The sequence below is a fragment of the Streptomyces sp. NPDC049879 genome, assembly GCF_044461265.1.
GTDB lineage: Bacteria > Actinomycetota > Actinomycetes > Streptomycetales > Streptomycetaceae > Streptomyces.
In genome coordinates, this window is record NZ_JBITKT010000011.1 from 124,261 (window position 1) to 145,451 (window position 21,191).

The 21,191-nt window shown below is 72.7% G+C and carries 20 protein-coding genes and 1 pseudogene; 13 read left to right on the top strand and 8 right to left on the bottom strand.

The window, feature by feature from the left end; translation table 11 throughout:
• Window positions 1–34 precede the first annotated feature (34 nt).
• Window positions 35–1,195, bottom strand: a complete 1,161-nt coding sequence (locus ACIBPC_RS29630) for an acyl-CoA dehydrogenase family protein (RefSeq protein WP_398848916.1) — start codon at window positions 1,193–1,195, stop codon at window positions 35–37.
• 135 nt (window positions 1,196–1,330) lie between these two features.
• Here ACIBPC_RS29630 and ACIBPC_RS29635 point away from each other — a divergent pair, with 135 nt between their 5' ends.
• The 7 genes and pseudogenes from ACIBPC_RS29635 (at window position 1,331) to ACIBPC_RS29665 (ending at window position 9,390) form a co-directional block, all read left to right on the top strand.
• Complete coding sequence (locus ACIBPC_RS29635) at window positions 1,331–2,677, top strand: UDP-glucose/GDP-mannose dehydrogenase family protein (protein WP_362957793.1); 1,347 nt, start codon at window positions 1,331–1,333, stop codon at window positions 2,675–2,677.
• Between the two features lie 84 nt (window positions 2,678–2,761).
• On the top strand, window positions 2,762–4,210 hold the full coding sequence (locus tag ACIBPC_RS29640) for an APC family permease (RefSeq protein WP_398848918.1): 1,449 nt from the start codon (window positions 2,762–2,764) through the stop codon (window positions 4,208–4,210).
• 125 nt (window positions 4,211–4,335) lie between these two features.
• Window positions 4,336–5,145: pseudogene (locus ACIBPC_RS29645) on the top strand (glycosyl hydrolase family 5); the annotation flags it as partial.
• Window positions 5,146–5,205: 60 nt separating this feature from the next.
• The gene (locus tag ACIBPC_RS29650; protein WP_398848920.1) at window positions 5,206–5,853 is read left to right on the top strand and encodes a GNAT family N-acetyltransferase; all 648 of its coding nucleotides are present in this window, start codon (window positions 5,206–5,208) and stop codon (window positions 5,851–5,853) included.
• A gap of 138 nt (window positions 5,854–5,991) precedes the next feature.
• Window positions 5,992–6,375, top strand: a complete 384-nt coding sequence (locus tag ACIBPC_RS29655) for a hypothetical protein (RefSeq protein WP_398848922.1) — start codon at window positions 5,992–5,994, stop codon at window positions 6,373–6,375.
• Window positions 6,376–6,381: 6 nt separating this feature from the next.
• Window positions 6,382–8,709, top strand: a complete 2,328-nt coding sequence (locus ACIBPC_RS29660; RefSeq protein ID WP_398848924.1) for a hypothetical protein — start codon at window positions 6,382–6,384, stop codon at window positions 8,707–8,709.
• 12 nt (window positions 8,710–8,721) lie between these two features.
• On the top strand, window positions 8,722–9,390 hold the full coding sequence (locus ACIBPC_RS29665) for a hypothetical protein (protein WP_398848925.1): 669 nt from the start codon (window positions 8,722–8,724) through the stop codon (window positions 9,388–9,390).
• A 9-nt stretch (window positions 9,391–9,399) separates the two neighbouring features.
• Here the strand turns inward: ACIBPC_RS29665 and ACIBPC_RS29670 are convergent, their stop codons facing one another.
• From ACIBPC_RS29670 to ACIBPC_RS29680, 3 genes are read right to left on the bottom strand one after another with little or no spacing between them, the layout of a single operon-like run.
• Entirely contained in the window at window positions 9,400–10,011 is a 612-nt protein-coding gene (locus ACIBPC_RS29670) for a DUF4232 domain-containing protein (protein ID WP_398848927.1), read from the bottom strand.
• A 26-nt stretch (window positions 10,012–10,037) separates the two neighbouring features.
• Window positions 10,038–10,244, bottom strand: a complete 207-nt coding sequence (locus ACIBPC_RS29675) for a DUF6011 domain-containing protein (RefSeq protein WP_362957772.1) — start codon at window positions 10,242–10,244, stop codon at window positions 10,038–10,040.
• Entirely contained in the window at window positions 10,234–10,770 is a 537-nt protein-coding gene (locus ACIBPC_RS29680; RefSeq protein ID WP_398848930.1) for a winged helix-turn-helix domain-containing protein, read from the bottom strand. Before ACIBPC_RS29680 ends, ACIBPC_RS29675 begins: the two co-directional genes overlap by 11 nt.
• A gap of 73 nt (window positions 10,771–10,843) precedes the next feature.
• Here ACIBPC_RS29680 and def point away from each other — a divergent pair, with 73 nt between their 5' ends.
• Window positions 10,844–11,470, top strand: coding sequence for a peptide deformylase (gene def, locus ACIBPC_RS29685; RefSeq protein WP_398848932.1), 627 nt, complete (start codon window positions 10,844–10,846; stop codon window positions 11,468–11,470).
• Between the two features lie 92 nt (window positions 11,471–11,562).
• Window positions 11,563–11,943 carry a VOC family protein gene (locus ACIBPC_RS29690; protein WP_398848934.1) on the top strand — a complete coding sequence of 127 codons (381 nt, stop codon included), beginning with the start codon at window positions 11,563–11,565 and terminating at the stop codon, window positions 11,941–11,943.
• Between the two features lie 74 nt (window positions 11,944–12,017).
• Here the strand turns inward: ACIBPC_RS29690 and ACIBPC_RS29695 are convergent, their stop codons facing one another.
• Window positions 12,018–13,295: an LCP family protein gene (locus ACIBPC_RS29695; RefSeq protein ID WP_398848936.1), complete on the bottom strand. Its 1,278-nt coding sequence runs from the start codon at window positions 13,293–13,295 to the stop codon at window positions 12,018–12,020.
• A gap of 95 nt (window positions 13,296–13,390) precedes the next feature.
• Between ACIBPC_RS29695 and ACIBPC_RS29700 the strand changes: the two genes are divergently transcribed.
• Window positions 13,391–13,924: an acyl-CoA thioesterase gene (locus tag ACIBPC_RS29700; RefSeq protein ID WP_362957758.1), complete on the top strand. Its 534-nt coding sequence runs from the start codon at window positions 13,391–13,393 to the stop codon at window positions 13,922–13,924.
• A gap of 131 nt (window positions 13,925–14,055) precedes the next feature.
• Here the strand turns inward: ACIBPC_RS29700 and ACIBPC_RS29705 are convergent, their stop codons facing one another.
• From ACIBPC_RS29705 to ACIBPC_RS29715, 3 genes are all read right to left on the bottom strand, one after another.
• A complete protein-coding gene (locus ACIBPC_RS29705; protein WP_398848938.1) occupies window positions 14,056–14,763 on the bottom strand; it encodes an SDR family oxidoreductase in 708 nt (235 codons plus the stop codon).
• Between the two features lie 258 nt (window positions 14,764–15,021).
• On the bottom strand, window positions 15,022–15,942 hold the full coding sequence (locus ACIBPC_RS29710; protein ID WP_398848940.1) for a DNA-3-methyladenine glycosylase family protein: 921 nt from the start codon (window positions 15,940–15,942) through the stop codon (window positions 15,022–15,024).
• A 15-nt stretch (window positions 15,943–15,957) separates the two neighbouring features.
• Window positions 15,958–17,280, bottom strand: coding sequence for a peptidoglycan recognition protein (locus ACIBPC_RS29715; RefSeq protein WP_398848942.1), 1,323 nt, complete (start codon window positions 17,278–17,280; stop codon window positions 15,958–15,960).
• Window positions 17,281–17,453: 173 nt separating this feature from the next.
• Between ACIBPC_RS29715 and ACIBPC_RS29720 the strand changes: the two genes are divergently transcribed.
• From ACIBPC_RS29720 to ACIBPC_RS29730, 3 genes are all read left to right on the top strand, one after another.
• Window positions 17,454–18,206: a TIGR03089 family protein gene (locus tag ACIBPC_RS29720; protein WP_398848944.1), complete on the top strand. Its 753-nt coding sequence runs from the start codon at window positions 17,454–17,456 to the stop codon at window positions 18,204–18,206.
• Window positions 18,207–18,245: 39 nt separating this feature from the next.
• Window positions 18,246–19,178, top strand: a complete 933-nt coding sequence (locus ACIBPC_RS29725; protein WP_362957739.1) for an LCP family protein — start codon at window positions 18,246–18,248, stop codon at window positions 19,176–19,178.
• Window positions 19,179–19,347: 169 nt separating this feature from the next.
• Complete coding sequence (locus ACIBPC_RS29730; RefSeq protein WP_398848946.1) at window positions 19,348–21,129, top strand: LCP family protein; 1,782 nt, start codon at window positions 19,348–19,350, stop codon at window positions 21,127–21,129.
• The last annotated feature ends 62 nt before the right edge of the window (window positions 21,130–21,191 follow it).

Sequence of the window (21,191 nt, forward strand, 5' to 3'; positions counted from 1 at the left end):
GCCCGTACGGCCCCCGCCGCGCCGCGCGGGGGGGTCAGGGCAGGTTGCGGGCCATGACGATCCGCTGGACCTGGTTCGTGCCCTCGTAAATTTGTGTGATCTTCGCGTCCCGCATCATGCGCTCGACCGGGTAGTCCCGCGTGTAGCCGTAGCCGCCGAGGAGCTGCACCGCGTCGGTGGTGATCTCCATCGCGGCGTCCGACGCGTAGCACTTGGCCGCCGCGCCGAAGAACGTCAGATCGCTGTCGCCCCGCTCCGACCGCGCCGCCGCGGCGTACGTGAGCTGCCGCGCCGCCTCCAGCTTCATCGCCATGTCGGCCAGCATGAACTGCACGCCCTGGAAGTCCCCCACGGGCTTTCCGAACTGCTTGCGCTCCCGCACGTACCCCTTCGCGTAGTCCAGCGCGCCCTGCGCGATGCCGAGCGCCTGCGCTGCGATGGTGATCCGGGTGTGGTCGAGCGTCCGCATGGCGGTGGCGAAGCCGGTGCCCTCCTCGCCGATCATCCGGTCGGCGGGGACGCGCACGTTGTCGAGGTACACCTCGCGCGTCGGCGAGCCCTTGATGCCGAGCTTCTTCTCCGGCGCGCCGAACGACACGCCCTCGTCGCCCTTCTCCACGACGAACGCCGAGATCCCGCCGCGCGTGCGCTTGTCGGGGTCGGTGACGGCCATCACCGTGTAGTACTCGGACACCCCGGCGTTGGTGATCCAGCGCTTCACGCCGTTGAGCACGTACGCGTCGCCGTCGCGCACCGCGCGCGTGCGCATGCCGCCCGCGTCCGAGCCCGCGTCCGGCTCGGAGAGGCAGTACGAGAACATCGCGTCGCCCTTCGCCAGCGGCGCCAGGTACTTCGCCCGCAGCCCGGGCGAGCCGGACAGCATCACCGGCAGGGAGCCCAGCTTGTTCACGGCCGGGATCAGGGACGACGAGGCGCACACCCGCGCGACCTCCTCGATGACGATCACCGTCGCCAGCGCGTCCGCGCCCGCGCCGCCGTACTCCTCGGGGACGTGCACGGCGTGCAGGTCGTTCGCCACGAGCGCGTCCAGCGCCTCCTGCGGGAAGCGGCCCGCCTCGTCCACCTCGGCGGCGTACGGCGCGATCTTCGCCTCGGCCAGCGCGCGGACCGATTCGCGGAGCATCTCGTGCTCCTCGGCGGGGCGGTAGAGATCGAAGTCTGCGGCTCGGACCACGGGTCCCAACTCCTTGCTGACGGCTGCGGCGATGCTAACGACTGTTAAGTAACTAAAGCGCACCGTCGCCGTCCGGGGCAACGGGCGCCGGTGCTCGCGGCCCGCTGTCGGTCGCGGGGGCTATGCTCTGGACCCGTGAACAGCCCGACGAAGATCACGGTCATCGGCCTCGGCTATCTCGGCGCCACCCACGCGGCGGCCATGGCGGAGCTGGGCTTCGACGTCCTCGGCCTCGACATCGTGCCGGAGAAGATCCAGAAGCTGGCCAGAGGACACGCGCCGATCTACGAACCGGGCCTCGACGAGCTGCTCGGCCGCCATGTCGCCGGACTCCCGGGCTCCACCGGGCGCCTGTCGTTCACCACCTCGTTCGAGGACCTGGCCGCCTTCGGCGACATCCACTTCATCTGCGTCAACACCCCCCAGCGGCCCGGCGAATACGCGTGCGACATGTCGTACGTCGACGCCGCCGTGGACGCGCTCGCCCCGCACCTCGACCGGCCCGCCCTCGTCGTCGGCAAGTCCACCGTGCCGGTCGGCAGCGCCGCCCGCCTCGCCCGGCGCATCGCCGAGCTGGCCCCGGCGGGGGAGGAGGCCGAGCTGGCGTGGAACCCCGAGTTCCTCCGTGAGGGCTTCGCCGTCGAGGACACGCTCAGCCCGGACCGCATCGTCGCCGGTGTGACCAGCGAGCGCGCCGAGGCGGCCCTGCGCGAGGTGTACGCCACACCCGTCGCCGCCGGATCGCCGTTCCTCGTCACCGACCTGCCCACCGCCGAGCTGGTCAAGTCGGCCGCCAACGCGTTCCTCTCCACCAAGATCTCCTTCATCAACGCGATGGCCGAGATCTGCGAGACCGCCGACGGCGACGTGGTGAAGCTCGCCGAGGCGCTGGGGCACGACGACCGCATCGGCCGCAAGTTCCTGCGCGCGGGCATCGGCTTCGGCGGCGGCTGCCTCCCCAAGGACATCCGCGCCCTGATGGCGCGCGCGGGCGAGCTGGGCGCGGCGGAGGCCGTCGGCTTCCTCCGCGAGATCGACGCGATCAACATGCGCCGCCGCGCCGCCATGGTCGAGCTGACCCGCGAGTCGCTCGACGGCTCGCTGCTCGGCAAGCGCGTCGCCGTCCTCGGCGCCGCCTTCAAGCCGGACTCCGACGACGTCCGCGACTCGCCCGCCCTCAACATCGCGGGCCAACTGCACCTCCAGGGCGCCCAGGTGACGGTCTACGACCCCAAGGCCACCGAGAACGCCCGCCGCGTCTTCCCCACCCTCGCCTACGCCTCGTCCGCCCTGGAGGCCGCCCAGTCGGCCGACGCCGTGCTGCACCTCACGGAGTGGCGCGAGTTCCGCGAGGTCGATCCGGCCGCCATGGGCGAGGTGGTCACCGCCCGCCGCATCCTCGACGGGCGCAACACCCTCGACCCGGCGCTGTGGCGCAAGGCGGGCTGGACGTACCGCGCCCTCGGGCGGCCCACGGCCTGACGCCCCCCCGCTCGCCACGGACAGTCACCACAAGCGCACCATTTCTCCCACTTTGTGACGGGTGTGGTGCGCTAGGGTCCGGGCATGCCAGAGACCATGGGGAATCCAGCCACCCCGCCGGCACCGGCGGAACCGATCGAACTCAAGCGGGTCATGGGCCCTGGCCTCCTCCTGCTCTTCATCATCGGCGACATCCTCGGCACCGGCGTCTACGCGCTGACCGGCACCGTCGCCGCCGAGGTGGGCGGGGCGGTCTGGCTCCCCTTCCTGTGCGCCTTCGTCGTCGCGATGCTGACGGCCACCAGCTATCTGGAACTCGTCACGAAGTACCCCCGCGCCGGGGGCGCCGCCGCGTACTCCCACCGCGCGTTCGGCATCCACTTCCTGACGTTCCTCGTCACCTTCGCGGTCATGGCGTCCGGCCTCACCTCGGCGTCCAGCGCGTCCAAGGCGTTCGCCGCGAACCTGCTGTCCGCGCTCGACGTGGACGGCAGTCACGGCCGCGTCACCCTCACGATCGCCCTCGCGTTCATGGTCCTCATCAGCCTGGTGAACCTGCGCGGCGTCGGCGAGAGCGTGAAGGCGAACGTCGCGCTGACCGCCGTCGAACTCTCCGGGCTGCTGATCGTCATCGGCGTCGGCGTCTGGGCGATCGTGCAGGGCCAGGGCGAGTTCGGCCGCGTCACCGAGTTCGAGACGGGCGGCGGCGAGACCGCGTTCGGCGCCGTCAGCGCGGCGACCGCCCTCGCGTTCTTCGCCATGGTCGGCTTCGAGGACTCGGTGAACATGGCGGAGGAGACGAAGGACCCGGTCCGCACGTTCCCGCGCATCATGCTCATCGGACTGACGGTCACCGGCGTCATCTACGTCCTGGTCGCCATCGCGAGCGTCGCGCTCGTCACCCCGGCCGACCTCGGCGAGGGCGACACCCCGCTGCTGAAGGTCGTCCAGGCGGGTGCCCCCGGCTTCCCCATCGACCTCTTCGCGTGGATCACGATGTTCGCCGTCTCCAACTCGGCGCTGATCAACATGCTGATGGCCAGCCGCCTGCTGTACGGCATGTCCCGCGAACGCGCGCTCCCCGCGCCGCTCGGCCGCCTCCTGCCCCGGCGGCGCACCCCCTGGGTCGCCATCGTGTTCACGACGCTGCTCGCGTTCCTCCTCATCGGGTACGCCGACCTCGCCGCGCTCGGCGGCACGACGTCGCTCCTGCTGCTGTGCGTCTTCGCCATCGTCAACGTGGCGGTCCTCGTGCTGCGCCGCAGCCCCGTCGAGCACAAGCACTTCCGCGCCCCCACCGCGCTGCCGGTCATCGGCGCCGTGCTCTGCGTCTACCTGGCGACGCCGCTGTCCGGCCGCGCCGGTGACGACTACGAGGTGGCGGGCTGGCTGATGCTGATCGGCGTCGGGCTGTGGGCGTGCATGTGGGTGGGCAACCGGCTGATGGGCGGACGGCGGGGCGGCCCCGGCGACGGCCCGGACGGCGGCGCCACCGGCGAGACCCCCGCCCCGGCGGCCACGCCCGCGCCCTGACGCGCACGCCGTGACGCCCGTGCGTGCGCGACCCCTTGCCGTGCGTGCCCGTTGCCCCTAGATTCCACGGCGGTATCGCCTTGGGAGCGCTCCCCCGAACGCACATACCGTCCGAAGGGAGCAACATGAGCACCACATCCGTCCTCACGGGCACGCGAGGCGCGCGGTCCCGGTTCCGCGGCGCGGTGGTCGCGGTCCTGGCCGCCGTCGCCTCCGTCGCGGGCCTGCTGACCGCCACGCCGACCGCCGGGGCCGCCGGGCCCATCGGCGCGGACGCCGTCATCTGCGACCAGTACGGCTCCACCACCATCCAGGGCCGCTACACGGTCCAGAACAACCGCTGGGGCACGAGCGCGACGCAGTGCATCGACGTCTCGGGCAGCGGTTTCCGCATCACCCAGGCGGACGGCAGCGTGCCCACCAACGGCGCGCCCAAGTCGTACCCGTCCGTCTACTTCGGCTGCCACTACGGGAACTGCTCGCCCGGCACCAACCTGCCCCGCCAGATCAGCTCGATCGGCAGCGCGCAGAGCAGCATCTCGTACCAGTACACCGGCAACGCCGTGTACAACGCGTCGTACGACATCTGGCTCGACCCGACGCCCAAGCGGACGGGCGTCAACCAGACCGAGATCATGATCTGGCTCAACCGCGTCGGCCCGATCCAGCCGATCGGGTCGCAGTCCGGCACGGCGACGGTGGCCGGCCGCAGCTGGCAGGTCTGGACCGGCAGCAACGGCGCGAACCAGGTCATCTCCTTCGTCGCGCCGTCCGCCATCGGCTCGCTCAGCTTCGACGTGATGGACTTCGTGGACGTAACGGTGAGCCGCGGGCTGGCGAACCCGTCCTGGTACCTGACGAGCGTCCAGGCCGGTTTCGAGCCCTGGCAGGGCGGCGCGGGCCTCGGCGTCAACTCGTTCTCGGCGAATGTGAACTGACCGTCACCCCGGTCGAAATCGGATGCGGGGTGCGCGGAACCGGTCACAGAATGGGCCATGCTGATCGATCACTGGCCCGTTATGGGCATCCGCCTGCGCACCCCGCGTCTGCTGCTCCGCCTTCCCACGGACGAGGAGCTGGCCGGCCTCGCCGACCTCGTCCTCCCCGGCGTCCATCCCCCGGACGAGATGCCCTTCCTCGTCCCCTGGACCGACCTGCCCCCGCCCGACCGCGCCCGCTCGGTCGTCCAGTACCACTGGCGTCAACTGGGCGCGTGGACACCCGAGTCGTGGTCGATGGGCCTCGTCGCCTTCCTGGACGACCGGCCCGTGGGCTACCAGTCGCTCGGCGCCGACGGGTTCGCCGTCCTGCGCCAGGCCGCCAGCGGCTCGTGGCTCGGCCGCGCCCACCAGGGGCAGGGCCTCGGCACGGAGATGCGGGCCGCCGTGCTGGAGCTGGCGTTCGCGGGCCTGGGGGCGGCCGAGGCCGTCTCGGGCGCGATGACGCACAACGCCGCCTCGCTGCGCGTGTCGGAGAAGCTGGGCTACGAGCGCGACGGCCTCGCGCGGGTCGTCGTACGCGGCACACCGGCCACCGAACACCGCCTGCGCCTGTCGCGCGAGCGCTGGGAGAAGCACCGCACCGTGCCCGTCACCCTCACCGGCCTGACGACGGACTGCCTCCCCCTCTTCGGCGCCGCCTGACACCGTGCGGCTGTCACCCGTTCGGGCGTGGACAGAAAGTGAAGCCATGGGTACCGTGTGTCGAGTTCTCCTGGGGGGACAGGGGCTGGGGGACAGAGCCATTGCCGCGGGGGCGGCGCGAAGGGCGGAGGGGGAGCCATGTCGTTCGACGACGAGTGGCGCGCGATCCAGGCCGAGTCGGCACGCGCCACGCGGGACCTGTCGGTGCACCAGGACGACCTGGGACGCGTCGGCTCGGCGGCGTACGAACTGCACGGCCGGCTCGCCACCGACGCCGACCACGCGCGTGCCGCCACAGCCGAGGCCGCGACGGGGCTGACCGCCGACGGCCTCGTCACCGGCACCGCCCTGGCGACCCTCCTGGAGACCTGGGCCGGCCAGACGACGACGCTGCTGGACGCCTGCGCGCACATCTCCAACCACCTCGACCACTCCGCCGCCGCCCACCAGCAGGACGAGGCCGACATCGCCGCCTCCCTCTCGATCACGGAGATAGACCGCCGTCTCTCCGGTGAGAGGTGAGCACGGATGACGCTGACCTTCACCCAGGTGTGGCACGCGTCGCTCGGCGGGCTCAAGGCGGCGCTTGACGACTGGTCGGCCATGGCGGGCAGGCTGGAAGACCTGGCCCAGGACGCGCGGGACACACTGCTGGCCCGTTCCGAGCAGGCGCGCTGGGAGGGTGTCAACGCCTCGGTCACCCGGGCCTTCGTGGCGCAGAGCGTCCGGGAGTTCGGTGACGCGGCCGCGGCTGCCAGGGGACTGGCGCAGCTCCTCGACGACGGCCACGCCACTCTGAAGGCGGCGCAGGACGGACTGCGCCAACTCGTCGAGATCGATGCCCCGGCCGCCGCGCTGACGGTCTCGGAGTCCGGCGCCGTCGCCGCGCGGCGCTCGATGACAGAGGATCCGGCGCGCCAGTTGCTCGACCCCGACTACGGCGCCAACTTCACGGCCGAACGGGAGGCCGTGGCGGCGATGCAGCGGCGCGTGGACGTGCTGGTGGAAAGGTTCGACGACGCGGACCGCACGCTGGCCCGCGCGCTGCTGGCCGAAGCCGACGAGGACCGGCACGACTTCAGCGCCCCCGTGTACACCACGCTCGACCAGGAGGAGCTGGCCCAAGCGTTGCTGCTCGCCCGGGAGGGTGACCAGATGTCGTCGCGCGAGCTGGAGCAGTTCAACGAGCTGCTGGCGGACAACCGCGACTCCCCGGAGTTCACCACAGGGCTGTTCCGGCAACTCGGCGCCGAGGGGACGCTCACTCTCTTCGGTTCCCTGAGCATGAGCACCATGGGGGAGGGCTACGAGGTGGACGAGCACCGGCTCGAACAGGTGCAGGCGCTGCAACGCAACCTCGGTCTCGGCCTGGCCACCGCCACCGATCCGGACAACGGACACCACCTGCCCGCCTCGTTCGGCGAGGATCTCCGGCGGCTGGGCACCGAGCGATTGCCACTGACCGCGCACGCCGTCGAGGGGCCCTACGGCTACCAGTTGCTCGGCGGCATACTCCGGTACGGCGCGTACGACCCCGCGTTCCTCACCCCCATCGCCGAGCACGTCGTGCAACTGCACGCGGACGACCCGCTGCGTTTCGCCGACGCCAGACAGGGCGGCGCCGGTCCCGAGCACCCGTTCAACCCGGTGGGCGCGAACGGCGCGGGCTACGACCCGGTGCTCGGCGTCCTGGAGGCACTGGGGCACAGCCCGGAGGCGGCCACACAGTTCTTCTCGGCCACCCCGACCGCGTACCGCGAGGACGGCACGGTGGACCCGGACGGCGACGCGGGCATCCTGCGCGGCGGGGACAGCCCGGTCTCCGGCTACATCGACTACTTTCTCCAAGAGGGCTACGCACAGTTCCCCGACGTCAACACCCACGATGCTGCTGCTGCCGCAGAGGGGTCCGCCGACCACCTGCCGGACGCCCTCGGCCACGCTTTGGAGGCCGCAACCCTCGGCCACGCCTGGGACGAGACACCGTTGGAGATCACCCGCACCGAGGCCTCGGTGGGCGTCATGGAGGACGTCGTCGCCCGCTTCGCGCACGACCCGGGCCTTTCCCACCGCCTCTCCGCGCTGGCGGACAGTCTCGGGGCCATGGCGGCAGGCTATGTCGATGACATCAACTGGGCGCTGGACGGGGGACAGCCGAACGTGGGCTTGTTCGGCCCCGACTGGGACGGCATGCCCTTGCACGCCAGGTTCGGCGACAACGTCCAGCCGTTCCTCAGTACGATCGGGCAGCATCCGGACTCCTACGCCACCCTTTCGCAGGCCGAGCGCGTCCTGACGACCGCTCTTCTGGAGGATCAGCTGGGCGCTGACGGTTCGGTGGACGAGGGCCGCGCACGCAGTGCCGTCGGAATCGGGGCACAGGTCCAGGGTTTTCTCGACCAGGCCCGTGTCGACCAGCTGAGGGCCGAAGGCGCCGCAGGGGACGAGGCGTTCAACCGGGCGCTGGATGAAAGGACCAGCTGGCTGAGGTACGGGACGGGGATGGCCGTGGCCGGAGCCGTGGCCCTCATGCCGCCCGCCGCCGCGGGCGCGATCCTGATTCCTCTCGCTGTGACGGCGGGGAGCGGAGCAGCCACTGAGCAGATGGGACAGTGGCTCGGGGAGTGGTCGCGGTCCGACCAGCAGAACAGTTCCGCTGAGACGCAGAGTGCCGGGGCGCGGATTTTCAGTGCCGGTTACGAGAACGTGAGCGCACCGATCTCGTCCTTTCTCGAACGCCACGGGATCGACAACACCAGCGGCCTGGGACAGGACCTGTTCGGCAGCATGAACACCGGCTACATGCTGGGTACGGGCAACCAGGCTCGGCTGGGGCTGCTGCCCCAGACCGGGTGACGGGCGAAACGGATGATGTGGTTGAAAAGTTCCAGGTGTGTAGCTGCGGCGCTGTTCCTGTGCGGTTTCCTCCTCGCCTGCTCGGGCGAGGACCGGAATGGCGAAGCACGCACCCCCGCGCCGACCATGACGGATCGCTCGGAGGCGTGCGGAGTGATGGACGGTCCGGGCGTGACGGCGGCTCTTGAGGAGATCACCGGAAGTCCCGCCTATGTCGCACATTCCTCCACCGGCTTCGGCGAGATCACCGAAGGACTCACGAGGGAGGTCGGCGTTCCCGACGAGGGCCTTCGGGACGGTGGGTACGAGATGTGCGTGGTTTACGAGTCGCAGGCCAGTTCCATCATGACGTTGACCATCACCTACAGCACGGCCCGTTCCTATCAGCTCACGGACGACGGTGATCTTCCCGAGGGCTCCAGGGTGTATCCCATGGGGCGTGAGGCCCATGCGTCGTCCGACCGAGCCGTGCTCTTCCTCGACTGCGTGGTCCCGACGGCTGACGGCCGGTCCACCACACTCGTCACTGACGTCGCGCGCTGGGGAGTGTACGCGGACACGGGCCAGGAGAGCGCCATGATGACGGTTGCCCATGCTGCCGCCTTCGCGCTGGCGGGTGAGATGGGCTGTGAGGACGACGGCGGGTTGACGGAGGAGCCGGATCTGCGGCCCGTGGAGTAGCCGGCGTCCCTACTCCGCCTCCGCGGCCGTCCACGGCGTCACCTTCAGCAGGTCGGTGGTCCCGAGGTCGAGGCCGCCGTCCGGGAAGACGGACTGCGTCGCGCCGTCCTCGGAGGTGAGGAAGGACAGCTCCGTGCCGAGGGTGGCCGGGCGCGTGACGTCAGTCACCGTGTTGCGCCACTCCAGGACCGTGTACGCCGATCCGCCCGGCGGGACGACGACCTCGGCGGGGGGCTCCGCCGCCGTGGCGCTCCGCTCCTGCTCGACGTCGAGGAGCGCGGCGTCCTCGTCGAGCACGGTGAAGACGGGGTAGCCCTCGACGGTGTACGGCTCGGTCCCGCAGTTCGTCAGCGTCACGCGCATGCCACGCGCGCCCAGGGCCGCGTCCACCAGCCCGGGGGTCAGCCGCACGCCCTCCGGCGGGCAGGTCTGCCCGGCGCTCGCGGCATCCGGTTCCGGCGCCATACGCCGGGCGTCCCCGTGCTCCGGCGGGCTCGGCGTGGCCGCCGGCGTCGACGCCGCGTGGGTGTCCGTCTGTTCGGGCGCGCACGCGGCGGCGAGCAGGACCGCCGGTATCAGCAGCAGCGGGGTACGGCGGCGCGCGGCGGCAAGCAGAGACATGAGCTGATCATCGCATCACGCCTCCGTCAGGTTCCGGGCAGCGTCTCCTGCTCCACCGGGTGCTCCGGCGGCAGCGGCGCCACGCGCACCGCCAGCTTCGCCCGGCACTCCGGGCCGAGTCCCCACATCCGCGCCTCGCGCCCGTACAGCCGCCGCCCGCACAGGCGGCAGGTGACGGGCGGCCGCCGCCCGCCGTCGGGCAGCGGGAGCAGCGCCGGTTCGTCAGCGTCCATGGGGCAGGTCTACCAGGAGGGGGAACAGACGCGCCACGGCCGCGACCGGAGCGGCGCCCTCCGGCCGCCCCCGCCGGTCGCGGTACGGGGCGAGCACGGCGCGGAGCGCGCCCGCGACCTCGTCCAGCTCGTCCGGCGTCAGGTGCAGGACCTCGCTGAACGCCGCGTCGCGCCGCCACTCCCCGGGCGCACGGTCGCGGTTCTCCAGCCAGTGGCGGTAACTCTCGTCCTCCAGCGCCCTGTTGAGCGTCCCGTCGCCCGCGGCGGCCTCCTCAGGCGCGTCCGGCGCGTCCGTCCGCAGCCGCCAGGGCCGTACGCGCCCGCCGCCCCGGTGCGGCGCCTCCTCGATCACCCCGTGCCTGGCCAGCTGCCGCAGGTGGAACGAGCACAGGCCCGAGCTGACGCCGAGCCGCCGCGCGGCCTCGGTCGAGGTCACGGTGGCCAGCTCGGCGAACAGGCGGAGCAGCGCGTCGCGTACGGGGTGCGGGGGGAGCGGCGCCAGGGTCCGTTCGTCGTCTTCGGTCACTTTGCAAAGTCTGGTACTTTGCAAAGCGCCCGTCAAGCAGGGGCATCCGCCGAGCAGTGAGGAGCGTGCCGGGATGGCCGTACTCGTCCAGGGACAGCCCGTCGAGGGGTATCCGGCCCCGTCGCCCGAGGCCGTCCGCGGCACACCGCGGCGCGTCACCGTCATCGGCGAGGAGATCCTGCACCGCGCCCTGCGCCCCGTCACGGACTTCGGCGGCGCGGAACTGGCCGCGCTCATCGACGACATGTTCGCCACCCTCGACGTCGCCGAGGGCGCGGGGCTCGCCGCCAACCAGATCGGCGTCGACCTGCGCCTGTTCGTCTGGGACATGACCGACGAGTGGGGCACCCGCCACGTCGGCCACATCGCCAACCCCGTGCTCGACGACCTGCCCGCCGGTGACCGCAGCCTCCTGGAGGAGCCCGAGGGCTGCCTGTCCGTGCCGGGACCGTACGTGCCGCTCGCGCGCCCCGGCCGCGCCGTCGTGCGCGGGGCGGACAAGGACGGCCGCCCGCTCGTCGTCGAGGGCCGCGGCTACTTCGCCCGCTGCCTCCAGCACGAGACGGACCACCTGAACGGGCAGCTGTACGTGGACCGCCTCGCCGCCCGCGACCGCAAGGCCGCCCTCCGCGAGATGGGCACGCTGCACGACCGCGTCCTCGCCCGCCGCGCCGCGCGGGAGGCGGCCCGTACGCGCTGACCCCGTATCGCGCTCGCGGTTTCCGGACAGGCTGACGGAAGATGACCCCCACGGCCCGTCCGGGCCGCCGACACCGAGGAGCTGAGACGCACATGGCCATCGCCACCATGGGAGTGACCGTGCTGGACTGTCCCGACCCGCGCGCGCTCGCCGCGTTCTACGCCGCCGTGCTCGACTGGCGGGTGTCGGACAAGGACGACAACGGCGGCGAGTGGGTCGAGCTGGACGGCCCCCACGGGCGGCAGCTCGCGTTCCAGCGCTCCGAGGGCTACCGGCCGCCCGAGTGGCCCGGCACCGAGCACGGCCAGCAGTTCCACCTCGACCTGGACGTGCCCGCCGACCGGATGGACGAGGCGGAGCGGCAGGTGATCGCCCTCGGCGCGAAGCTCCTGGAGGACGACCACGGCGGCACCCGCGACTGGCGCGTCTTCGCCGACCCGGCGGGCCACCCGTTCTGCCTCTGCGTCCGGTGACACGACCGCCCGCCGGGACCGGCGCGCTGCCGGTCCCGGCGGGCGGCCGGGCGAACGGGGGGAGGGGCGCGCCGCTACTCGTCCACGCCCACGGTGACGCGCTCGTCGTTGCGCAGCTGGTCCATCAGCTGCGCCGTCTGCTCCTCGTCCCACAGCACCGCCGAGCCCTCCGACGTGGCATAGCCGGGGTCGGAGACCGGGATGTTCATCCGGTGCGCGCCGCGCATGGCCCAGAACATCGACCGCAGGTCCCACAGCGACATGTCCTCGTCCACGATCAGCGCGTCCAGGCTCGCCCCGAGGACCGGGTAGAGGCGGAACGGGTTGAGGATCGTGGAGGGCGACGCCGCCTGGTTGGCCAGCGTGCTGAGGAACTCCTGCTGGTTCTGCGTCCTGCCGAGGTCGCCCTCGGCCTCCTGGTACCGCTGCCGGTTGAACGCGAGGGCCTCCCGGCCGTCGAGCTGCTGGCAGCCCGCCGCGAAGTCGGCGCCCGAGTTCTCGTCCTGGATCGGCTCGTCGAAGCACATCTCGACGCCGCCGAGGGCGTCCACGACGTTGGCGAAGCCGCCGAAGCCGATCTCGACGTAGTGGTCGATGCGGATGTCCAGGTTGTGCTCGATGGTGCGGGCCAGCAGCCAGGGGCCCTCGATCGCGTACGCCGCGTTGAGCTTGCGCTGCTGCTCGGGTATGCGGTTGCCGCTCTCGGAGCCGGTGAACTCGGGGATCGTCACCCAGGAGTCACGCGGCAGGCTCACCATCGTGTTCCCGTTGCTGCCGACGTGCAGCAGCATCATCGTGTCCGTGCGCTTGCCCTCGGCGTTGCCCGTGTGCAGGTCCTGCTGCTGCTCGCGCGTCAGGCCCTCGCGGCTGTCCGAGCCGACGATCAGGTAATTGGTGCCCTCGCCCGCCTCCGGCCGGTCCTCAAGGGCCGAGAGGTCCACCTCGCGGCGCAGCTTGCCGTCCGCCCAGAAGTACGTGCCCACGCCGGTGACCAGCAGCACGAGCACGAGGCCGAGCGCCGAGAAGCCGACGATCCGGCCCCAGCGGCGGCGCGGCCGCGGGCCGTGGTCGGGCGGCTGCGGTCCCGGCGCGGGGGGCGGCGGGCCCTGCCGGTGGCCGGAGCCCCGGTAGATCTGCCCGTCGCTGTACCCGGAGTCGTACGAGCCGCCCTGCGGCGCGCCGTTCCCCCGGTCCGCGTCGTACGGGGTCCGCTGGCGCGGCGGGCGCTGCGCCCGGCCAGGCGGGACGTGCGGCATGACCCGGGCGCCCTCGGGGCGTGCGTCCGCGCTGCCGCGCCCATATCTGCTGCGGTTGCCCTGCTCGTCCGTCCACCCGTCCGGCCAGTCGCTCATAACGAGGAGTCTGCCCCGCGTCGGCCGTACGGCAAAAACGCGCTACAGGGACTGTGGCGAAGCTGATGCAAAGGCCCCTGCCTACCCTGACCCCTATGACCGATCTGCCACAGGACCTGCCCGGAAAACCCACCGCCGCGTCCCGCACCACGCTGTCGCACATCATGACGCAGAACGACGTGAACCTCCTGGGCACCGTCCACGGCGGTGTGATCATGAAACTGGTGGACGACGCCGCGGGCGCCGTGGCCGGGCGCCACTCCGGCGGCCCGGCGGTGACCGCCGCGATGGACGAGATGGTCTTCCTGGAACCGGTCAGGGTCGGCGACCTCGTCCACGTCCGCGCCCAGTGCAACTGGACCGGCAGGACCTCGATGGAGATCGGCGCCCTCGTCCTCGCCGAGCGGTGGAACGAGGCGGCGCCCGCCACCCGCGTCGCCACCGCCTACCTCGTCTTCGCCGCGGTGGACGAGGACGGCAGGCCGCGCCCGGTGCCGCCGGTCCTGCCGGGCAGCGAGCGGGACAAGCGCCGCTTCCAGGAGGCGCAGATCCGCCGCACACACCGGCTCGCCCGACGCCGCGAGATCACCGCACTGCGCGCGGGCCGCCCGTTCCCCACGGACGTCTAGGGTCCGTCGTCCGGGTCTCGTCGGGTCGGGCGGCGCTGTCGGACGCGGTGCGTCGCAAGGCCTGGGAGGTGCCCCCCCAGGACGGCGGCGCGGGGCGGCCGAACGGGCCGGTGCCGCCCGGCTCGGTGGCGTCAGCCGAGCGCCTGCCCGTAGAACTCGGCGGGGTCGGCGGCCAGCGACGCCTTGACGTGGGCGCTCCACTCGTCGACGACGACTTCGACGCGCCCCTGCTCCACGCCGTCGAGCACGGCACGGGCGACATCGGCGGGGTCGGTGAGGGGCCCGTCGTAGGCGGCGCCCGCCATCATGTCGGTGTCGGCCGCCCCCAGCACGACTCCGGTGACGAGGGTCTTCTGCTCCGCCAGTTCCAGACGGATGCCGTTGGTCATGCTCCACTCCGCCGCCTTGGCCACCGCGTAGGCGTTGCTGCCGTCGTACGAGAACCACGACAGCGCCGAGAGCATGTTCACGATCGCGCCTCCGCCGTTCGCGGCGAGGACGGGGGCGAAGGCGCGGACCATGGCGAGGGTGCCCCAGAAGTGCGTGTCGAGTTCGCGCGCGATGGCGTCCGTCCCGCTGCCGATGAGGTTGGTGCCGGTGGAGATCCCGGCGTTGTTCACCAGCAGATCGACGTCCGGTGCCGCCGCGGCGGCGGCCGCGACGGACTCCGGGTCCGTGACGTCGAGCCGGAGGACCTCGACGCCCGGGAGGCCGATGCTGCCGGGCCTGCGGGCGGTCGCGTACACCTTGGCGCCGCGCCCGGTGAGCTGCGCCGCGAGGTGACGTCCGATCCCGCGGTTCGCGCCGGTCACCAGCGCCGTCGCTCCGGAGAGGTTCATCCACGTGCCCTTTCGGCAAGGCCGGCCCGGGTGGGGCCGGTGTGCTGATCCGCGCGGTTCCCGGCGGCACCGCCAACGTAGGACCTGACGTTGGCGTGAGGTTCAAGGGCAGAGGAAGTGACCTGCGTCACGCACATCGGACGCGGGCTCGACCGGCTCACCCAGGAGCGCGACCGCGTCTCCGGGCGCATCCGGAACGTCGGGACCGCCGCGTGACGTCGCACGCGTCGTCCGGCCGCGGGGGAGACCCGGGGCAAGTCAGAGCCGGGCGATCCGCGCGTGGCGCTGGCGCGGCGCCCGGCGGGCAGGCAGGACGCCGGACAGCAGGATCAGCCGCGTCGCCCGGTAGCGCTGCCCGGCGTAGGGAGCCAGCAGCTCCAGCATCCGGGCGTCGTCGGCCTCGCGCTCCCCGGCCAGGGCGTGGCCGACGACGCCGGGCAGATGCAGGTCGCCCACGGTGACGGCGTCCGGATCGCCGTTGCTGCGCTGGAGGGTCTCGGCGGCGGTCCACGGGCCGATGCCGGGGACGGCCTGGAGCCGGGCCAGCGCCGCGGGCAGCGGCAGACGCGCCGCCTCCTCCATCCGCCCGGCCAGCCGTACGGCGCGGACCACCGCGGCCGAACGCTTCGGGTCCACGCCCGCCCGGTGCCACTCCCACGACGGGAGCAGGGCGAACGTCCTCGGCTCCGGCATCACCCACAGCTCGGGGGCCGCCTCGCCGCCGGGCCCCGGCGCGGGCTCGCCGAAGCGCCGCAGCAGCAGCCGCCAGGCGCGGTAGGCCTCCTCCGTGGTCACCCGCTGTTCGAGGACGGTCGGGATCAGGGACTCCAGCACGAGCCCCGTCCTGATCAGCCGCACCCCGCCGTGGCGGCGGTGCGCCTCGGCGACCAGCGGATGGCACGCGGTGAACGCGTCCGGCGCGTCGTCCGCCCCCAGCAGCGCGGGGAGCCGGTCGAGCACCCAGTCGGCGCCCGGCCCCCAGGCCGTCGCGCGCACGGGACGGCCCGGCAGCAGCCGCACCGTCGCCGGACCCCGCGGGGTCCGCGTCGCCCGCCACACCGCGCCGTCGCGCGTCTCACGGAACGCCGGGTCGTACGGCCCGCGCCGCAGCACGAGCAGGCTGCGGCGCAGGTCGTACGGTTCGGGCGGCGCCCAGCTTCGGTCCGGCACGACCGGCAAGGCTATCCGCCCGGGTCACCTGCCCTGGAGGCGGGCGGCGGTGGAGCGGATGGTGCCGAGCGACGCGTACAGCTCGCCGCCGGGGCAGTCCGTGCTGTACGCGTCGCGGTGGCCCGAGACGTTCTTCAGCTTGATCGTGGTGCCCGCCGCGTGCTTGCCGCCCGAGGACGTGCGGTTGCGGGTGCCCTGCGGGTCGCCGCCGTGCAGGCCGAGCTTCCACGCGGTGAGCAGGGACAGGTTGTCGGTGATGTCCTTGTTCGGCTTGGTGCTCGAGTAGGTCCCGAGCACGGCGACGCCCATGCTGTTGTGGTTGAAGCCCAGCGTGTGCGCGCCCTGGACCGGCTCGGCGACACCGCCGGCCCGCCCCTCGTAGATGGTGCCGCAGCGGTCGACGAAGAAGTTGTAGCCGACGTCGCGCCACCCCTGGCTCTCCACGTGGTAGCGGTAGATGCCGCGCAGGATCGACGGCGCCTCCGAGCAGGAGTAGTCGTTCGTCCCCGCCGTGTGGTGCACGAAGACGGTCTTGACGGTGTCCGTGTACGCGAAGCCGCTCTCCCGCAGGCTCTCGTCGGCGCCCCAGCCGGAGCGGATGACGATCGGCGGGCGCGGCCCCTCGTGCGCCCCGGCCGCCGCCGCGGCGGGCACGACCGCCTGCGGCTGGGTGACCGCCTCGGGCGCCGCGTCCTGCCCGGTGTCGATCAGTTCGAGCCGCAGCCCGTCCGGCAGGCCCTCCTCCGCCGCCGACCCGTCGTCCGGCAGCACGCGGACCTGCACCCCGTCCGAAGGGCCGACCCACAGCGGGGCGGTCCCGCCGCGCACCCCCGGGTCGGCGGCCTCGGCCGAGTCCGGGTCGGGCGTGTGGGCGGGGTCGGCCTCCAGCTCCCGCCAGGGCGACCACTCCTCCTCCCCGCCGCCCCCGCCGTTCCCGCCGTCCCCGCCCGCCTCGTCCGTCCCGCCGTCGCCGATCGCCCGCGTCCTCACCTGCGCCCGCCCGTGCAGTTCGGCGTCCGCGTCGGTCCAGACGATGCCCAGCAGGGAGAACGGCTCCGTGGTCGTGGCCGGAAGCCCCTGGCCCGCGGCGGAGCCGGACCCGCCCGCCGCGCTCTCCGCCGGGTCACCGGCCTCACCACCGCCCGCGTCGAGTGGCTGGAGGCCCCTGAGCGGCTGGAGGGGCAGGGACTGGAGACCGCCCGCCGGGACGTCCGCCGCCTGGGCGGCACCACCGGGCAGGAGGACGAGGGGCACCGCCAGGGCGGCCGAGCAGGCGGCCCCGACGGTCGCCATGAAGGGCGAGGCGAACCGGGAGGCGGCGAAGGAGGAAGCAGTGAATGCACGCATACAGCTGATCTTGCGTACAAGCGGCAAATCTGTCTATTCATGGCGTACTCCTCTCGCTACACAGAGTAACCGTCGCTGCTCGTCGCAGGTCAAGGGAGTTTTCCCGCTGTAGCCCGAAAGAGGTTCCGTACCGCCCCCGCGGGCCGCCGGTGCCCGCGGCTACGCTGACGGCGATGAATTCCACCGAACGCGTTCCCGCCGACCTCCTGCGTTCAGCGCTCGCCGCCGACCCCGCGCGCCCGCTGCTGACGTACTACGACGACGCCACCGGCGAGCGCGTCGAACTGTCCGCCACCACCCTCGCCAACTGGGTGGCCAAGACCGCCAACCTCCTCCAGGACGAGCTGTCCGCGGCACGCGGCGACCGCCTCGCCCTCCTCCTCCCGGCCCACTGGCAGACCGCCGCCTGGCTCCTCGCCTGCGCCGCCACCGGCGTCATCGCCGACGTCGACGGCGACCCGCGCGACGCCGACCTGGTCGTCTCGGGCCCCGACCGGCTCGCCGATGCCCGCGCCTGCGCGGGCGAGCGCGTCGCCCTCAGCCTCCGCCCCCTCGGCGCCCGCTTCACCGACCCCCCGGCCGGTTTCACGGACTACGCCGTCGCCGTCCCCGCCCAGCCGGACGCCTTCGACGCGTACGACCCCCCGGGGCCCGACGACGTCGCCCTGAGCGTCGGCGGCCGCGACCTCACCGGCGCCCAGGTCCTCGCGCTGGCGCACGCCGACGCCGCCGAGCGTGGCCTCGGCCCCGGCAGCCGCCTCCTCTCCCAGGCCGGCTACGGCACCTGGCCCGGACTGTCCGCCGGTCTCTTCGCCCCGCTCGCCGCCGGCTCGTCCCTCGTCCTGTGCCGCAACGCCGACCACCTCGACGCCGCCGCCAGGGCCGCCCGGCGGGAGAGTGAGCGCGTCACCCACTTCGCCGAGTGACAGTGGCCGCCCGGCGGCGGCGCCCGCAGGATCGTCCCCATGAGGGTGCCGCGACAACCTGCCTACCACCCGCCCGCCGGACCAGCGGCCGAGCCGCCTGAGCCACCGCGGCGGCGACGTCCGCGCGGCCTGCGCTGGATCGCGCTGGGGGCGGCGGTCCTGGTGCTCGCCGGCGCGCTGGTCGGCTGGCTGTCCCTGCGCGGGTTCGACGGCAGGCTCACCACCGACACCACCACCGCCCGTGAGCTGGACCGGCACCGCGCGGAACGCCCCGCCCGCGCCCCCGGCAAGGCCGAGAACGTCCTGCTGATCCGGTCCGACGCGACACCCGACGGCTCCCCCCGCCGCGCCGAGTCCCTGGTCCTCCTGCATCTCGCGGGCGACGGCCGCAGCGCCACCGCGCTCGGCGTCCCCCGCGACCTGACGACCCAGATCCCCGCCTGCACGGGCGCCGACGGCACGGACCTCGCCGCCCGCCGCGGCCCGCTCGCCCTCTCCTTCGAGAGCGGCGGCACGGCCTGCGCCATCCGCACCCTGGAACGCCTCACGGGAATCCGCATCGATCATCATCTGATCGTCGATTTCACCGCCCTGCGGAAGGTCGCGGACGCGGTGGGCGGCGTCAGGACCTGCACACTCGACGCCCTCGCCCGCAAAGTCTCCAGCAGCGGCGTCCTGCTCAACCCCGCGAAACTTTTGCCGGTCCTTGACGCACTCACCTCGTCCATCACATCCGACACAGAACTCGACTCCCTTGTCGAACTGTACGAACTCGTCCGCCAGGTCCGGGCCGTTCCGGACGACGGCCTCCGCTTCCTCACCGTGCCCCTGGACAACGGCCTCCCGGCCCAGCCGGACGCCAATTCCCTGTTCACCGCCCTGCGCGCCGACACGGAAGTCGATCCCGAATGGGGCGGCGACAACTCCGTACGCCCCACGGGCGCCGGGGACGCCGCTTTGTGCGGACGATAGGGAAATCCGAGGATTGCCGGGGGAGAAGAGGTGACGCGTCCGACCCCGGGCGCGCGCCGGTCCGCCTCGAAAGGGGTGGAATGCGTCACCGAGATCCCCCGCGCCTGAAACCGCCCGCTAGTGTGTGCCGTCTGATCCTCTAGAAGGCACACGGAGGGCAAGCCGAAACGTGGACGCGCAGGGACGTGGGGGCGCGGGCGACATCGACCCCGCGGATCAGTGGGTGTTCAACCCGGACACCGGCAGTTACGAACTGCGACTGCCAGGGGCACGGCAGCCGGAACCGGCCGCCCGCCCCCCGGCGGACCAGGGAACGGGCACACCCCGTAACGCGCCGCCACGGCAGCGTCGCGCCCCGTCCGTCGAGAGCACCGGGGACCGCTCCGCCCCGACGACCAGCGGCACCGGCAGCGGCCCCGCGACCGGCCCCCGCCCCGTCGGCGACACCCCGGCCGAACGGGCCGGCACCGCCCCGCCCGGCGGCCGCCGCGCCGCCCGCGGCCGCCGCAAGGCCAAGCCGCGCCGCTCCCGCACCAGGAAGGCCCTCCTCTGGGTGGGCGGCTCGACCGCCTTCGTGGTCGTCGTCGCCGCGGGCCTCGCCTGGTACGCCTGGGACCGCCTCAACGGCAACATCGACAAGGTCGACACGGGCATAGACAACCCGTTCTCCCACGACGAGGCCGTCAACCTCCTGATCATCGGCACGGACACGCGCACCGGCGACGGGAACGACTCGTACGGCGGCGAGGCCAGCGAGGGCAACGACACCACGATCCTGATCCACTTCTCCCAGAACCGCGAGCACGCCACCGCCCTCAGCATCCCGCGCGACCTCGTCACCGACATACCCGAGTGCGAGGTCACCCACGAGGACGGCAGCAAGGAGACCATCCCCGCCACCTACGGCGAGCGCTTCAACACCAGCATGGGCGCCTTCGGCCGCGACCCCGGCTGCGTCTGGCGGTCGGTCGAGCAGCTCACCGGCGTCTCGATCAACCACTTCATGATGGCGGACTTCGACGCCGTCAAGGACCTCTCCACCGCGGTCGGCGGCGTCCCGGTCTGCGTGAGCGAGCACATCGTGGACGAGAAGTCCGGCCTCGACCTGGCGCCGGGCGACCACGTCCTGCAGGGCGAGGACGCCCTCTCCTTCGTCCGCACCCGCTACGGCGTCGGGAACAGCAGCGACCTCGACCGCATCCGCCTCCAGCAGCAGTTCCTCGCCTCCATGGCCCGCCAGGTCACCGAGTCGGACATGCTCTCCAGCCTCACCGACTTCTGGGACCTCGCCGACACCGCCACCAAGGCGCTGACCGTGGACACCGGCATCGGCGACATCGAGCGCCTCTACGACCTCGCCTCCGACATCGGCCGCATCCCCATGTCGGATGTCAACTTCGTCACCCTCCCCGTGCGCGACAACCCGGAGGAGGCCCCGGAGGAACGCGCCACCGTCGTCCTGGACGAGGAGCGCGCCGCGCCGATCTTCCGGATGCTCCAGGAGGACATCGACCCGGACCGGGCCGCCGAGGAGGAGGCCGCGGCCGAGGCGGCGGCCGAGGAGGCGAACCGCGCCGCCCCCGAGGACGTCCGCGTGGACATCTACAACGGCGGCGGCGTCATCGGCGCGGCCCAGGACACCCTCACGTGGCTGCAGAACGAGCACGGCATGCGCCTCGCGACCAACAAGAGCAACGCCCCGGAGCCCCAGGAGACCACCACTCTGGAGTACCGTGCGGACCAGGCCGACCAGGCCGCCACCCTCGCCGCCGTCATGGGCCTGCCGGACTCGGCGCTCCAGGAGCTGCCGGGCGAGTCGGGCGAGCGCGAGGCGATGGTCCTGGTCCTGGGTGACGACTTCCGGGGCGCCGGTGAGCCCATCGAGGTTCCCGCCGAGATCCCCGACGGCGTGGACAGCATCCAGGCGGACGAGGATGTCTGCGCCTCCTGAGACGAGCGGCGCCACCCCCGTGGCCCGCGCCCCGCGACCGGAGAAGAGTGGAGGTACCCGTG

What these genes read in the sequence shown, in the direction of transcription:
- ACIBPC_RS29695 (WP_398848936.1), bottom strand. Translation starts at nt 13,295, where the DNA reads ATGAGCGACTGGCCGGACGGGTGGACGGACGAGCAGGGCAACCGCAGC.
- ACIBPC_RS29640 (WP_398848918.1), top strand. Translation starts at nt 2,762, where the DNA reads ATGCCAGAGACCATGGGGAATCCAGCCACCCCGCCGGCACCGGCGGAA.
- ACIBPC_RS29720 (WP_398848944.1), top strand. Translation starts at nt 17,454, where the DNA reads ATGAATTCCACCGAACGCGTTCCCGCCGACCTCCTGCGTTCAGCGCTC.
- ACIBPC_RS29715 (WP_398848942.1), bottom strand. Translation starts at nt 17,280, where the DNA reads ATGCGTGCATTCACTGCTTCCTCCTTCGCCGCCTCCCGGTTCGCCTCG.
- ACIBPC_RS29725 (WP_362957739.1), top strand. Translation starts at nt 18,246, where the DNA reads ATGAGGGTGCCGCGACAACCTGCCTACCACCCGCCCGCCGGACCAGCG.
- ACIBPC_RS29675 (WP_362957772.1), bottom strand. Translation starts at nt 10,244, where the DNA reads ATGGACGCTGACGAACCGGCGCTGCTCCCGCTGCCCGACGGCGGGCGG.
- ACIBPC_RS29700 (WP_362957758.1), top strand. Translation starts at nt 13,391, where the DNA reads ATGACCGATCTGCCACAGGACCTGCCCGGAAAACCCACCGCCGCGTCC.
- ACIBPC_RS29705 (WP_398848938.1), bottom strand. Translation starts at nt 14,763, where the DNA reads ATGAACCTCTCCGGAGCGACGGCGCTGGTGACCGGCGCGAACCGCGGG.
- ACIBPC_RS29690 (WP_398848934.1), top strand. Translation starts at nt 11,563, where the DNA reads ATGGCCATCGCCACCATGGGAGTGACCGTGCTGGACTGTCCCGACCCG.
- ACIBPC_RS29670 (WP_398848927.1), bottom strand. Translation starts at nt 10,011, where the DNA reads ATGTCTCTGCTTGCCGCCGCGCGCCGCCGTACCCCGCTGCTGCTGATA.
- ACIBPC_RS29660 (WP_398848924.1), top strand. Translation starts at nt 6,382, where the DNA reads ATGACGCTGACCTTCACCCAGGTGTGGCACGCGTCGCTCGGCGGGCTC.
- def (WP_398848932.1), top strand. Translation starts at nt 10,844, where the DNA reads ATGGCCGTACTCGTCCAGGGACAGCCCGTCGAGGGGTATCCGGCCCCG.
- ACIBPC_RS29655 (WP_398848922.1), top strand. Translation starts at nt 5,992, where the DNA reads ATGTCGTTCGACGACGAGTGGCGCGCGATCCAGGCCGAGTCGGCACGC.
- ACIBPC_RS29650 (WP_398848920.1), top strand. Translation starts at nt 5,206, where the DNA reads ATGCTGATCGATCACTGGCCCGTTATGGGCATCCGCCTGCGCACCCCG.
- ACIBPC_RS29665 (WP_398848925.1), top strand. Translation starts at nt 8,722, where the DNA reads ATGATGTGGTTGAAAAGTTCCAGGTGTGTAGCTGCGGCGCTGTTCCTG.